Consider the following 13,746-nt stretch of genomic DNA (forward strand, 5'->3'; position numbering starts at 1 on the left):
CCGAACTCGCGCTCCTGGGCGGGATGCTGCCGTGGCCGTGGCACCGCCGGCTGATCAGTCCCCGCGCCCCTTCGGCCACACTCCCGGCGGCCAGGGCAGGAAGCCGCTCGTGCGGGCCGCGTACCGCTCCCAGCCCGCGCGCTCGGACATGCCCCGCTCCGTGAGGCGCTTCCCGCTGCCGAAGACGAGCAGGTACGTCATGAGCAGCGGCGAGACGAGCGTCGCCGCGGCGGGCCCCCAGGCCGCGCCCGGCGCGTCCGGGCCGGGGAGGGTGAGCAGCCACAGGCCCCACCACACCGCGAAGTCCCCGAAGTAGTTCGGGTGCCGCGTCCAGCGCCACAGGCCGACGTCGATGAGCTTGCCCTTGTTCGCCGGGTCGGACTTGAACCGGGCCATCTGGGCGTCGCCGACCGCCTCGAAGAACAGGCCGAGCGCCCACAGCGCCACCCCGAGCCACGTGACCCACCACATGCCGTACGGCAGCAGCACCGCCGCCTGCACGGGGACGGAGACGAGCCACACGAGGGCGGCCTGCGGCAGCGTGACGACGCGGAGCGCGTAGCGGGGGCGCGGGGTGCCCTCCGGGGCCTTGGAGAGCATCCGGTCGTAGCGCGGGTCCTCGCCCTTGCCCTTGCCCCGGCGGGCGATGTGCACACCGAGGCGCAGCCCCCACACCACCGTGAGCGCGGCGGCGAGCGAGGCCCGTACGGCATCGCCGAGCCCGTCGGCCCCGTACGTGCCGTCCGAGCCGGCCGCGAAGATCCAGGCCACCACCGCGAGGGCCGCGAAGGCGAAGCCCCAGGCGCTGTCCACGTACCGGTAGATCCCGCGCCGCCGCGAGAGCAGCCACGTCACGCCGAGCACGAGCGCCGAGGCCGCGGCGGCGGGCGCGAGACCGAGCGCGAAGGCGCCCCAGGGGAAGTTCACGAGGAATCCCGCCCCCGCTTGGTGAACTGGTACTGCCGCACGTCCAGGTAACCGGACCTGAACCCCGCCTCGGAGTAGGCGAGATAGAACGTCCACAGGCGGCGGAAGACCGCGTCGAAGCCGAGCGCGTCCACCTCCTCCGCGCGCGCGGTGAAGCGCTCGCGCCACAGCCGCAACGTTTCCGCGTAGTGCGCGCCGAAGGAGTCGACGCGGGTCGTGCGGAGCGCGGTGCGGCTCGCGGTGACGGCCTCGATCGACTCGGCGGAGGGGATGAGGCCGCCGGGGAAGATGTACTTGCCTATCCACGTGTGGGTGTCGCGGCTCGCGCGCATCCGGTCGTCGGGCATCGTGATCGCCTGGAGCGCGGCCCGCCCGCCGGGGCGCAGCCGCGCGTCGATCGTCTCGAAGTAGACGGGCAGGAACTCGTGCCCGACGGCCTCGATCATCTCGACGCTGACGACGGCGCCGTACGTCCCCTCCGCCTCGCGGTAGTCGCACAGCTCGATCGTCACCCGGTCACCGAGCCCGGCCGCCTCGACCCGCTCCAGGGCGAAGGCGCGCTGCTCGGCGGACAGGGTCAGCGAGGTGACGTGCGCGCCGCGCGCGGCGGCCCGCAGGGCCAGCTCGCCCCAGCCCGTGCCGATCTCCAGCAGCCGGGTGCCGGAGCCGACTCCGGCCAGGTCGAGGAGCCGGTCGATCTTGTGGCGCTGGGCCGCCGCGAGGTTCTCCCAGCGGGCCGGGAGGGCGCGGAAGACGGCCGAGGAGTAGGTGAGGGTGTCGTCCAGAAAGACGCCGAAGAGGTCGTTGGAGAGGTCGTAGTGCGCGCCGATGTTGTCGCGCGCGCCCTCCGGCGTGCCCCGGTGCGCCTCGGGACGGCGCGGGGCCCACAGGCCGCGCAGCCGCTGGAGCGGGCGCGGGACGAGCTCGGCCGCGTTCCCGGCGAGCACGGTCAGCGCCGCGACCGGGTCGGGCGCGTCCCACTCGCCAGCCATGTACGACTCGCCGAAGCCGATGAGGCCGGAGCGGCCGATGCGCGCGTGGAAGGCGTCGGCGTCGCGGATGTCGATGAGCGGCCCGCCGAGGCCGAGCCTGCTGCCGTCGGGGAAGCGGACGAGGAGCGGCAGCCGGTGCAGCGCGTGCCGCACGACGCGGCGCGTGATCGCGGAGCGGACGGCCGAACTCGCGGGCACGGAGGCCACGTCGGGCCAGCGCGCGGGGTCGATCGGGGGCAGTCCTGCCGTCCGCGCGATCGGTGTTCTCGTGGTCGGGGCGGTCACCGCATTCCCTCCTGGAGCGGGTGGCGCGGCCGCCGTACGACGGGCAGGCCGCGCAGATAGAGACGGATGCCGTGGGCGCGGATCGCGGCCGACACGACGAGGGTCGCGAGCGGGTGCCGCAGCGAGGCGCGCAGCACGGTCGCGGGACGGGCGGGCACCCGGTGCCCGCGCACGGTCGCGGTGAAGGGGCGGGTGCCCTCGCGTTCCAGACGCACGGTGAGCGAGAGGCGCGCGCCGGGCTCGGGGAGCCGCATCCGGTAGGCGCCGTCGACGGGGAAGAACGGCGAGACGTAGAACTCCTTCGGCACCCTGAACTCCCCGTTCCTCCCTTCCGTTTCCCCCGGCCGCAGCAGATACGCGTGCCGCTCCCCGTACGTGTTGTGCACCTCGGCGACGACGCAGACGAGGGCGCCTTCGGGGTCGTGGCACCACCACAGGCTGAGCGGGTTGAACACGTACCCGAGCACGCGGGCGTTGGCGAGCAGCCGCACGCTCCCGCCGCGCAGGTCGATGCCGTGCGCGGCGAGGAAGCGGTCGAGCCCGGCGCGGAGCGTGGGCGCGGTGCCGCCGAAGTGGTCGCGCGGGTCGAAGCGGGCCAGGGGGCCCAGCGCGCGCGGGAGCCGGGGCGGGTGGTCGGCGTCCACGTACCACAGGTAGGTGCGGTGGCGGACGCGCTGGCGTACCGGCCGGTCGCGGAGGTGGAAGACCTCGCAGGGGTAGAGGGCCGCTGGTACGGGGGCGGCCGCCGGCCGGGGGGAGCGCGGGTGCGGGGCCGTCACCAGTGACCCCCCAGCGACTCGGCGGCGCGGGCGCCCGCGAGCGCGCCGTCCTCGTGGAAGCCCCAGCCGAAGTAGGCCCCGGCGAAAGCGGTGCGGCCCTGGTTGAGCGCCGGGAGCAGCCGCTGCGCGGTCACCGAGTCCGGCGTGTAGACGGGGTGTTCGTACACCATGCGGGCGAGCACGGAGCCCGGGTCCACGCGGTCCTCGCCGTTGAGCGTCACCACGTAGCGGTCCGGTGTCCGCAGCCGTTGCAGGCGGTTCATGTCGTACGAGATCCGCACGTGGTCGGCGGCGGCCGCGCAGTCGGGGAGGAGGTAGTTCCACGAGGCGCGGGCGCGCGGCGCGCGGGGCAGGACGGAGGTGTCGGTGTGCAGGAGCGTCGGGTTGCGCGCGTAGCGGAAGGCGCCGAGCGCGGCCCGCTCGGCCTCGCTCGGGTCGGCGAGGAGCGCGAGCGCCTGGTCGGGGTGGGTCGCGACGACGACCGAGGCGTAGGTACGGGTCGTGCCGCCGCCGTCCATGACGTCCACGCCGTCCGCATGCCGCCGCACCGCGCGCACGGGGGTGCCGGTACGGACGCGGTCCAGGCGCTTGGCGAGCAGTTCCACGTACGTGCGCGAACCGCCGCTCACCGTGCGCCAGGTCGGGGAGCCGTTGACCGAGAGGAGCCCGTGGTGGTCCAGGAAGCGGAAGAGGTAGCGGGCCGGGTAGCGCAGCGCGGTGCGCGCGTCGCAGGACCAGACGGCGGCGACGAGCGGGGTCATGAAGTGCGTGACGAAGTAGCGGGAGAAGCGGTGCGCGGTGAGGAAGCGGGAGAGCGTCTCGGGCGCCGCCTCGTCCGGCTCGGGCACGGCGAGCGTCGCGCGCGCCGCCCGGTGGAAGCGGGGGACCTCGCGCAGCAGGCGGCGGTAGGGGGCGCGCAGCACGTTGCGCGGCTCGGCGAGCAGCCCGCCGGGGCCGCGCGCGCCCGCGTACTCCAGGCCGCAGCCCTCGCAGCGCACGGACATGCTCATCTCGGACTCGCGGGTCTCGACGCCGAGCTCCGCGAAGAGCCGCAGGAGCGTCGGGTAGGTGCGCCGGTTGTGCACGATGAAACCGGAGTCCACGTGCAGGGGCAGGCCACGGCTGTCGAGCACCTCGTGCGTGTGCGCGTGCCCGCCCAGCCGCTCGTCCGCCTCGTACAGATCGACGGGCCCCGCGTTGGTGAGGAGGTGCGCGGCGGTGAGCCCCGCGACACCCGAGCCGATGACGGCCGTGCGCGGGGCCGCGCCCGGCTCTGCCGGGCCGTCGTGGTCGTGGGTGCGCATCTCTGGTTCCTCCCGCCGTGCCTGTCATGGCAACTGTCGTGGGGGATACGGAGCCGTGCGGGACGGGGATGGGTGTCAGGTGCGCTCTCTTTCCTCTCACCCCCCAGAATTCCCACGAACGGGTGAAGCGGCAACTCGGACCCATCCGGAGGGGCGGGTGGCTCCGGATGCCTCGTGTGACCGGAGAAATCGCAAGGGGCCGAGCGCCCCGCCCTCTCGCCCGCCGGGCCGTGGGCGGGCTCGCAGGGCTGCTCGCGGGCTACGCGGCCCTCGCGGCCGGTCAGCTCGTGGCCGGTTTCGGGCGGGCGGAGGCCGGTCCGGTCGCCGTCGTCGGGGGCGCGGCGGTCGATCTCGTACCGACGCCCCTCAAGACGTGGGCGATCCGCGAGTTCGGCAGCAACGACAAGCGCGTGCTGGAACTCGGCATCCTCGCCGTCCTGGCCCTGCTCGCCCTCGCGCTCGGCGCGCTCGCCACCCGGTGGCGGCTGAGCGGCGCGGCCGGGGTCCTCGCGATCGGCGTCATCGGCGCCGTCGCGGCCCTGAGCCGCCCCGACACCGCGGGCGTCACGGACACGCTGCCCTCCCTGCTGGGAGCGGCGGCGGGCGCGGTCCTGCTGTACCTGCTGGTGGGACCGGTGTACGCCGGTGCGTACCTGCCGCCGTGGGTGTGGCCCGGATCGCTGGAGCGGTGGCGTATTCGGGGCGCCACCGCGCCCGACGGCCTCCGGGGGACCGAGGGGAACCCCGGGGGCCGCAAGACGGAGGAAACGCGTCAGGAGGAGCGTGGGGAAGGGCGTGAGGGGGAGCGCGGGGAGGCTGACGCGGAGGCGGGGTCCGGCGGGGCGGTCGCGGGTGCGCCGTCCGGCGGAGTGGCGGCGGGTGCGAGGCCCGGCGGGGCGGTCGCGGAGACGGGGCCCGCCCGGGCCGCCGATTCCGGGGCCGGCGCCGGGGACGCGCCTCCCGCCAGCGACGGCTCCGCCCCCTCCGGCGCGTCCGCGGCCGAGGCCGCCGCTCCGTGGGACCGCCGCCGCTTCGTGCTCACCGCCGCGGCGACCGCCGTCGGGGCGACCGCGGCCGGGGCCGCGGGGCGGGCGCTCGCGGGCGGCGACGTCGCGAACGCGGTGGCCTCGCGGGACGCGATCCGGCTGCCGCGCCCGGACTCCCCGGCCCGTCCCGTACCGGCCGGGGCCCGGCTCCACGTCGCCGGTCTGTCCTCCTTCACGACCCCGAACAAGGACTTCTACCGCGTCGACACGGCCCTCGTGGTGCCGCACGTGGACGCGGGCTCGTGGCGGCTGCGCATCCACGGCGAGGGCGTGCGCGCAGACGTCGAGCTGAGCTTCGCGGAGCTGCTGCGCCGCGAGACGGTCGAGCGGGACATCACGCTGACGTGCGTGTCGAACGAGGTCGGCGGCCCGTACGTGGGCAACGCGCGCTGGCTCGGCGTGCCGCTCGCGCCGCTGCTACGCGAGGCCGGCGTGCGGCCCCCCTCGCGCGGCGGGAAGGCCGATCAGCTCGTGGCCCGCTCGGTGGACGGCATGACGCTCGGGACGCCCGTCGAGGACGTCCTGGACGGGCGGGACGCGCTGCTCGCCTTCGGCATGAACGGCGAACCGCTCCCGTTCACGCACGGGTTCCCGGTGCGGATGGTCGTGCCGGGGCTGTACGGCTACGTGTCGGCGTGCAAGTGGATCGAGAGCATCGAGCTGACCACCTTCGACGCCTACGACCCGTACTGGGTCAAGCGGGACTGGGCCCGCAGGGCGCCGATCAAGACCTCGGCCCGGATCGACACCCCGAAGCCGTTCGGCAGCCCCAAGGCGGGCACCGTGATGGTCGCGGGCGTCGCCTGGGCGCAGCACCGCGGCGTCGAGAAGGTCGAGGTGCGCGTCGACGACGGCCGCTGGCGCCCCGCCGACCTCGCCGCGCAGGACACCCGCGACACGTGGCGGCAGTGGTCGTTCCCGTGGCGGGCCACCCCCGGCAGCCACACCCTGACCGTCCGCGCCACGGACGGCGAGGGCCGCCGCCAGACGGCGAAGCGGGCCGGGACGGTGCCGGACGGATCGAGCGGCTGGCACTCGGTGGTGGTCACCGTGGACTGACAGCCGCCGCGCACGGCGCTCGGCGCACGGCGCTTCGGCGGCGGAAGGCGATGACCACGTACGCGGTGTTGTGACGCGTACATGACACCAATCTCGCGCTTCCGCCCCCGCCGACGCGCGCTTTCACCAACGCGCAAGCCCTGCTCACTCACTCACTCACTCATTCGCGTACACGCACTCACTCGCCTGCACACGCACTCGCTGGGAGAAGCTCATGAACACCGTCCTTCGCCGTACCGTCCTCGCGCTCGCCGTCGCCGTCCTCCCGGTGGCGCTCACCGCCTGCTCGGGCGACAGCGACAACGACGCCTCCGACAGCTCCTCGAAGGCGGCCTCCGCCTCCAAGGAAGCCTCGGCGGAGGCGAGCTCGCCGGCGGCCGGGCAGGACCAGTCGATGGACGCCGCCGGTCCGTTCGGCCCGGGCTGTGCGGGCGTGCCGAAGAGCGGCGCCGGGTCGTTCGACGGCATGGCGCAGGACCCGGTCGCGACGGCGGCCTCGAACAACCCGGCGCTCTCGACGCTCGTGACGGCCGTCAAGAAGGCCGGGCTCGTGGACACGCTCAACAACGCGAAGGACATCACGGTGTTCGCGCCGACGAACGACGCCTTCGCGAAGATCCCGAAGGCCGACCTCGACAAGGTCCTCGCCGACAAGGCGCAGCTCACGAAGATCCTGACCTACCACGTCGTCGGCAAGAAGCTCACGCCGAAGGACCTGGAGAAGGGCAGCTTCGACACGCTGGAGAAGAGCAAGCTCATGACGTCCGGTTCGGGCACCTCGTACAAGGTCAACGACACGGCGAACGTCGTGTGCGGCAACGTGCGGACGGCGAACGCGAACGTCTACATCATCGACTCGGTGCTGATGCCGAAGATGTGAACATGAGCGCTCCGCGCGGGAGTTGATCCTCCCCGCGGGCGTGTGGTGACGGGGCCCGGGAGCATGTCCAACTCCCGGGCCCCTCGCGTGCCACCGTGTGGTCCCCCCCGGCCCTTGGCAGGCCCCGGATCAGTCTCTCCCCGCGCGCTCCGCCTTTGAGCTACCGAGCCGTGTGCCCTCCCGCGCGGGGAGGGGCTGGAGGCTCGGAGAGGAGTTGAACCTCCATCTCGCGGAAGTGTCCGGTGCCGGTCGGGCGGGGTGGGGCGGCCGATGCTGAGCTTGGAGCGAGAGCCTGAGCTTGAGGGCGCACCGCACAGCGGGTGGGCCCGTTCAGTTTCACGGTCTGAGTCTCAGCGTGCGCGCACCCTGCGGTGCGCGCGCCCTCCGCGCTCGTCGGAGGGCGTTGGTGGGGTGGCGGCGGGTGGCCGCCAGGGGGCGTGTCGCCCGGGATCAGGCGCCGAAGAGGTAGCCGAGTACGGCGGCGCCCGCGCGCCGGTCCTCGATCTCGGTGGCGTTGGCCTCCTCGCGCGCGAACCGGACGGCCTGGAGGAGCCGTTCGGCACGGTCGAGGAGTTCGTTGACGCGGCGGGCGGGGAGCGCGCCGGAGAACTTCACGGTGGTCCAGTAACCGACCGGGATGTCCTCGTAGTACACCTCGACCTGCGCCGGGTGGTGCTCGGTGGCCTCCGCCTTGACGTGGTTGCGCGGGACCTTGCGGGTCCGCACGGTACGGACCGGGTCGGTGCGCCACGTGTCGGTGGACGGGTCCTGCGACCAGGTCTCGGCGGCGTCGAGCACCGGAAGCCTGCGCAAGAAGCCGTCGAGCGCCGTGAGTTGCTTCTCCAGGAAGAGCAGGTACGGGACCGGGGCGGCGGTGAGCAGCGTCCGGCCGTCCACGACGACATCGGCGCGCGCGTCGAGATTCGCCCAGTCCTTCGTGGCGGTCACGTCGAAGAGCCTGGTCAGCGCCTCGTAGGCGGCCTTGAGGAGTTCCTCGGCCTTGACCTGCACACGGGCCGACTCGGGCGGCAACTGCTCGCCCTCCTCGTCCTTCGGCTGGTAGGTGCGGGAGAGCCCGGCCAGGAGGGCGGGCTTCTGGAGTTCCTGGTGCGCGCGGGCAAGCTCCTGGGCGGACCTGGCCTTGACGCCCTTCTCCACTGCGATGATCTGATTGAGCTTGGGCACGGCCAGAAGCTAGCAGGGGGACGGGCGGCGGGGCGCGTGAATTTGCGGTGGGGGTGGGGGGTTGGGGGGGCTTCGCGGCGCGGGGTGGTGACTTCGCGGCGGGGTCGGGGGGCCCGGTCGGGGGCGTGACCTGAGGGCGGTGGCCTCGGTGCGCATGGGGTGAGCGGTCGCCTCGGTGCGTAGGGGAGGAACGGCCGCTCGGCGTGCGGGGGTGGACGGCCGCCCCGGTGCGTGGCGTGAGCGATGTGGCGCTCGGCCCGCGCACCGCAGGCGGCATCCCCCGTGCCCCCGTGTGCCCGAGGGCTTACCCCCTGGCGCCCCCGGTTCCCCGTATCCCCCGTGGGTCCCCGTGGGGTTCTCGTACCGGCCCCGGCGGCCTCCCCGCTCCCCCGTGTCCCCCGTGGGAGGCCGTCCCCCGTGGGGCCGGTGCGATGGATTGATGATGCACGGGTCCGGGGGCGGGGCGCATTGCCAGATCCCGGCAGCGTTGGCGGGCGTGGGAGTGCCCGGGTGGTGCGGCGGGGGTGGCGGATGAGAGATGAGGGGGTGCGGTGGCGAGGGCGGGACGGGCGCGGGGCGGCGCCGGGTGGTGGCCGGCGGGGACGGTTCGGTGTCCGGGCGGCGCGAAGGAGTGAAGTCGAAGGTCTGTACGTATGCCCCGGGATCTGTTAGGAAAGCTTCCTAACAGGCCGGGTCCCGGTCTGCGGCACGTTCATGCACCTATCGACTCTGCGATGGAGGAAGGGCGTTGAACCCTCAAACCCCCCACACCCCGAGCCTCACCCCCCACCACTCCCGCTCCCCGCGAGCCCCTCGGCTGCGGCGGCTCGCACCGCTCGTCGTGGCGCTCGCCCTGGCGGTCCCCACCGCCTCGTACGCCCTCGCCTCGCCGGAGCACGGTGCGAGCGCCGTCGCGCGGGCGGAGCAGACCCGCACGAAGGCCGCGGCGGGCCTCGACGACCCGGCGAAGAAGGAGATCGCGATGGAGCTGGTCTCCAGCGCCGAGAACTCCTCGCTCGACTGGAAGGACCAGTACCGCTACATCGAGGACATCGGTGACGGCCGCGGCTACACGGCCGGGATCATCGGCTTCTGCTCGGGGACCGGTGACATGCTGGACCTCGTGGAGCTGTACGCGAAGAGGGCGCCCGGCAACGTACTCGCCCCGTACCTCCCCGCGCTGCGCGAGGTGAACGGCGGCGACTCGCACGCGGGTCTCGGCTCCGCCTTCGAGGACGCGTGGCGCACGGCGGCGAAGGACCCGGCCTTCCAGCAGGCGCAGAACGACGAGCGCGACCGCGTGTACTTCGATCCCGCGGTGGCGCAGGGCAAGAAGGACGGGGTCGGCACGCTCGGCCAGTTCACCTACTACGACGCGATCGTGATGCACGGCCCCGGGAACGGCGGCACGAGCTTCGGCGGCATCCGCGCCCGCGCCCTGCGCGAGGCGAGGCCGCCGGCCGAGGGCGGCGACGAGACGGTATGGCTCAACGCCTTCCTCGACGCGCGCGTGTGGGCGATGAAGCAGGAGGAGGCCCACTCCGACACGAGCCGCGTGGACACGGCACAACGGGTCTTCCTCAACGCGGGCAACCTCGGTCTGGAGCCGCCGCTGGAGTGGAAGGTGTACGGGGACAGCTACCGGATCGGGTGAGGACGGGGGGGAGGCGGGGAGGGGGAGTGGGGGACCCCGCTACCGCCCCTCCCCCCTCACCGGACCGCGCTCCCCTCCACGGTTCACCGCGTCACGAACTGCGTGAGGATCGCCTGGACTTCGTAGATGTCGACGCCCTTCGTGAACGTCTTCGTGATCGGCACCTCCGTGCCCGAGAGCCAGATCTTCAGCTCCGCGTCCAGGTCCAGGTGCCCGGCCGTCTCGACGGCGAAATGCGTGATGCCGCGGTACGGGACCGAGTGGTACTCGATCTTCTTCCCGGTCAGACCCTGCTTGTCGACCAGCAGCAGCCGCCGGTCGGTGAACAGGATCGTGTCGCGGATCAGCAGGTACGCGGCGTGCCTGCTCGCCGGGGCCGAGCAGTCGCGCGTAGTCGTGCGCGGCCTTGGCCGGATCGATGGTGTGGGCGTTGCCGAACAGTGCCATGGTCAGGGTTCCTCCCCGTCGTGGCGCGGCGCGCGGTGCGCGCGGCTCGCGTCGTACCGCGTGCCGCCCCGCGCCGCGTCCGCCCTGCGTGTCAGCCGCACGACGGCCGATGCCGGCCGTACTCCCGCCGTACCTCGGCCGGACGACGGCCGTGCGTCCGGCTCACGTCCGGCTCGCGTCCGCCGTGGGCTCGTAGCGCCGAGGGTACGGGGGCCGAGCCGGTCTCGGGCATACGTACGGAAGAAAGTAAGGTATGCCTAATGTCCACGCTCGCCGGCCACGAAGGCCCCACCGCGCCCACGGCCCCCGCGCGCACCACGGAGGCCCCCGCCGCCGGGTCCGCCCGCACCGCGACCCGCCCCGCCGAGGCCACCGCCGCCCCCACCTCGGAGATCCGGAGCGCCGAGGAGTTGTCCGCGCTGCTCGGCGAGCCCTGGCCGATCGTGATCGAGAAGGTCCACGACCACCTCGCCCCCGAGGACCTGGACATCCTCGCCCGCGCCCCCTTCTGCGTCCTGTCCACCTCGGACGACGCCGGCAACTGCGACGCCTCGCCGCGCGGCGATCTCCCCGGTTTCACGCACGTCGTGGACTCCTCGACCATCGTCCTCCCCGAACGCCCGGGGAACCGCCGGGGCGACAGCCTGCACAACATTCTGCGCAACCCGCACGTCGGCCTCCTCTACCTCATCCCGGGCGGCAAGGAGGTGCTGCGCGTCAACGGTCGTGCCCGCGTCCTCAGCGACGCCCCGTACTTCGACGCGATGACGGCGACGGCCGCCGGCAAGGCGCTGCGCCCCGCGCTCGCCATCGAGATAGCGATCGACGAGATCTACCTGCACTGCCCCCAGTCGCTCCGCCGCGCGGCGCTGTGGAAGTAAGCAGGGTTCCCCTACAGTCCTGCGCCGTAAGGGAGTCGGTGGGCATGGGGGAGCAGTCGGCTGTGGCGGAGCGGATACATCCTTCGGCGCTGGAACAGCGGTTCCAGAGCGGTACCGAGCGGCGGCTGGCCTGGGGGACCGGCCTCCTGATCGCGGCCGGACTGTGCTGGCTCTGGTCTGCCTGGCACACCTTCACCTCGTACGAGACCGACAGCGGCACCCACTGCTCCGCCCCGTTCCACCGCGACGAGGAGCACCTCTACGAGCCCGCCCTGCGGGGGGCGCCCGACGAGCCCGTCATGGAATGCGCCGCGACGCGCGACTGGCAGAGCACCACCGTCCCGCTCCTCCTCTCCTTCCCCGTCGCCGTCACCGGCGTCGGCCTCGCCTCCAGCGCGTTCGCGGCGCGGCGGCTGCGTGCTCACCAGGTCGCGGTCGAGCAAGCCCGAGGAGAGTGGGAACGCGGCAAGGGCCGCCCCGCGTAACGCCACCGCGCCCGCCCACCCGACCGCCGCCGGCACGGTGCGGACGAACCCTGCCCGGCCGCCCACGGCTGCGGCTACGTGCCCGGCATCACCGGCTACGCACCGGGCGGGCGTCACCCGCCACGGCACCGGCCATCACCGGCCGCCGCACCGGGCGCCACCCGCCACCGCCCGACTCCGCGGCGGCCCTCGCGCTCAGTCGCGTGCCTCGGCCGTCTCGGCGACGGCCACGGGCTTCGGCATCCCGCTCGCCACCACCTTCGTACGGCCGCGCAGTGTCACGCCGCCGTCCATCGAACCGGCGACGAGCGCCAGCGCGAGGCCGCCGACCGCCAGGGCCGTGCCGACGAGGGCGGGCGAGGTCCAGCCCCAGCCCGCCGAGATGACGAGGCCGCCGAGCCAGGCGCCGCCCGCGTTGGCGAGGTTGAACGCGGAGTGATTCGACGCGGCGGCCATCGTCGGCGCCTCCTCGGCCTTCGCCATCAGGAGCATCTGCACGGGCGTCGTGATGAGCGAGCCGACCGCGCCGATCAGCAGGACGCACAGCAGCGCCGTCGCGAGCACGTGGATCGCGAAGTAGAACGCGGCGAGCGTCATCGCGAGGATGATCAGACCGCCGTACAGGGTCGGCCGGGGGGCGCGGTCGGTGAGCGGCCCGGCGACGAGTGTGCCGAGCGTCATCCCGACCCCGTACAGCGCGAGCACGAACGTCGTGGACGACTCGGCCATGCCCGTGACCTCGGTGAGCATCGGCACGAGGTAGCTGTAGACGGCGAAGCAGCCGCCGAAGCCGACGACCGCCGTGGCGAGCATGATCGCGACGTGCCGGTTCCCCATCGCGCGCATCTCGCGGCCGATGCCCGCGCCCTCGCCGCGCGGCTGGTGCGGTACGAGCTTGACGAGCGCCGCGAGCGCCACGAGGCCGATCGCCGCGACGGCGAGATACGCGGCGCGCCAGCCGAGCGCCTGCCCGAGCGCCGTACCGGCCGGGACGCCGACGATGTTCGCGACGGTCAGGCCGAGGAACATCATCGACACCGCGCGCGCCGCACGGTCGGGTGCGACCAGCCGCGAGGCGACGACCGCGCCGACGCCGAAGAGCGCGCCGTGCGGCAGGCCCGCGAGCACGCGCGCGGCGAAGAGCGTGCCGAAGCCGGGCGCGAAGGCGGAGGCCGTGTTGCCGATGACGAAGAGGCCGGTGAGCCAGAGCAGTAGCTTCTTGTGCGGGATACGGGCGCCGAGACCGGTCAGAAGTGGCGCGCCGATGACGACGCCGAGCGCGTACGCGGAGACGATGTTGCCCGCCTGCGGCACGGAGACGCCGACGCCGTCGGCTATCTGCGGCAGCAGTCCCATCGAGACGAACTCCGTCGTGCCGATGCCGAAGGCGACGACGGCGAGCGCGAGCAGGGCCAAGGGCATGGCGGGGGTACCTCCGGAAGGGGGCTGGGGACGGCCACGTGGGGAAGGGGGACGGGCGTGACCGCGCCGGGCACCCTTGCCCGCACGCACGCCGAAGCGGGGACCGCAGGCGCGGACCCCACCACAGGTGCCAGCGACACCGGCCCCGCCCGGCATTCCGCCCGGACCGGCCGAAGCGACGTGAGACGTGTCACAGCGGACGCCACGCCCGGCCACCGAAGCCGGCTCGGGCGGGGGCGGAGGGCGGCTCGGGTGGGGGGGCGAGGGCGGCTCAGGCGGGGACGGCGGGACGGCGGCCGGGCGGGACGGCGGCTGGGCGGGATGGCGGCTGGGCGGGATGGCGGCTGGGCGGGATGGCGGCTGGGCGGGATGGCGGCTGGGCGGGATGGCGGCCGGGCGG

General features: G+C 73.9%; 11 protein-coding genes and 1 pseudogene. 5 read left to right on the forward strand and 7 right to left on the reverse strand.

Features of this window, described 5'->3' with window-relative positions:
- Positions 1–54: 54 nt before the first annotated feature.
- Genes SSBG_RS15270 through SSBG_RS15285 form a run of 4 tightly spaced genes read right to left on the reverse strand, consistent with a single transcriptional unit; the run spans position 55 to position 4,287 of the window.
- The gene (locus SSBG_RS15270) at positions 55–927 is read right to left on the reverse strand and encodes a DUF1295 domain-containing protein (RefSeq protein ID WP_037869836.1); all 873 of its coding nucleotides are present in this window, start codon (positions 925–927) and stop codon (positions 55–57) included.
- Positions 924–2,204, reverse strand: coding sequence for an SAM-dependent methyltransferase (locus SSBG_RS15275; protein WP_008747007.1), 1,281 nt, complete (start codon positions 2,202–2,204; stop codon positions 924–926). Before SSBG_RS15275 ends, SSBG_RS15270 begins: the two co-directional genes overlap by 4 nt.
- Positions 2,201–2,983, reverse strand: coding sequence for a DUF1365 domain-containing protein (locus tag SSBG_RS15280; protein WP_050776780.1), 783 nt, complete (start codon positions 2,981–2,983; stop codon positions 2,201–2,203). The genes SSBG_RS15275 and SSBG_RS15280 overlap by 4 nt, the downstream gene beginning before the upstream one ends.
- Positions 2,980–4,287, reverse strand: a complete 1,308-nt coding sequence (locus SSBG_RS15285) for an NAD(P)/FAD-dependent oxidoreductase (protein ID WP_037869837.1) — start codon at positions 4,285–4,287, stop codon at positions 2,980–2,982. Before SSBG_RS15285 ends, SSBG_RS15280 begins: the two co-directional genes overlap by 4 nt.
- Positions 4,288–4,463: 176 nt before the next feature.
- Between SSBG_RS15285 and SSBG_RS15290 the strand changes: the two genes are divergently transcribed.
- Entirely contained in the window at positions 4,464–6,392 is a 1,929-nt protein-coding gene (locus SSBG_RS15290) for a molybdopterin-dependent oxidoreductase (protein ID WP_037869839.1), read from the forward strand.
- Positions 6,393–6,606: 214 nt separating this feature from the next.
- The gene (locus tag SSBG_RS15295; RefSeq protein WP_008747009.1) at positions 6,607–7,272 is read left to right on the forward strand and encodes a fasciclin domain-containing protein; all 666 of its coding nucleotides are present in this window, start codon (positions 6,607–6,609) and stop codon (positions 7,270–7,272) included.
- A gap of 450 nt (positions 7,273–7,722) precedes the next feature.
- Here the strand turns inward: SSBG_RS15295 and SSBG_RS15300 are convergent, their stop codons facing one another.
- Positions 7,723–8,457, reverse strand: a complete 735-nt coding sequence (locus tag SSBG_RS15300; protein ID WP_008747010.1) for a hypothetical protein — start codon at positions 8,455–8,457, stop codon at positions 7,723–7,725.
- A 748-nt stretch (positions 8,458–9,205) separates the two neighbouring features.
- On the opposite strand from SSBG_RS15300, the gene SSBG_RS15305 reads away from it, so the two are divergent.
- On the forward strand, positions 9,206–10,111 hold the full coding sequence (locus SSBG_RS15305; RefSeq protein WP_050776781.1) for a chitosanase: 906 nt from the start codon (positions 9,206–9,208) through the stop codon (positions 10,109–10,111).
- An 83-nt stretch (positions 10,112–10,194) separates the two neighbouring features.
- Here the strand turns inward: SSBG_RS15305 and SSBG_RS15310 are convergent.
- Positions 10,195–10,558: pseudogene (locus SSBG_RS15310) on the reverse strand (PH domain-containing protein).
- Positions 10,559–10,818: 260 nt separating this feature from the next.
- Between SSBG_RS15310 and SSBG_RS15315 the strand changes: the two are divergent.
- Positions 10,819–11,439, forward strand: a complete 621-nt coding sequence (locus SSBG_RS15315) for an MSMEG_1061 family FMN-dependent PPOX-type flavoprotein (RefSeq protein WP_008747012.1) — start codon at positions 10,819–10,821, stop codon at positions 11,437–11,439.
- 44 nt (positions 11,440–11,483) lie between these two features.
- On the forward strand, positions 11,484–11,924 hold the full coding sequence (locus tag SSBG_RS15320; protein WP_037869841.1) for a hypothetical protein: 441 nt from the start codon (positions 11,484–11,486) through the stop codon (positions 11,922–11,924).
- A gap of 195 nt (positions 11,925–12,119) precedes the next feature.
- Here SSBG_RS15320 and SSBG_RS15325 read toward each other — a convergent pair whose 3' ends face one another.
- Positions 12,120–13,346 carry an MFS transporter gene (locus tag SSBG_RS15325; RefSeq protein ID WP_008747014.1) on the reverse strand — a complete coding sequence of 409 codons (1,227 nt, stop codon included), beginning with the start codon at positions 13,344–13,346 and terminating at the stop codon, positions 12,120–12,122.
- Between the last annotated feature and the right edge of the window lie 400 nt (positions 13,347–13,746).

Origin of the sequence: Streptomyces sp. SPB074, from assembly GCF_000154905.1 — a bacterium.
Taxonomy (GTDB): Bacteria; Actinomycetota; Actinomycetes; order Streptomycetales; family Streptomycetaceae; genus Streptomyces.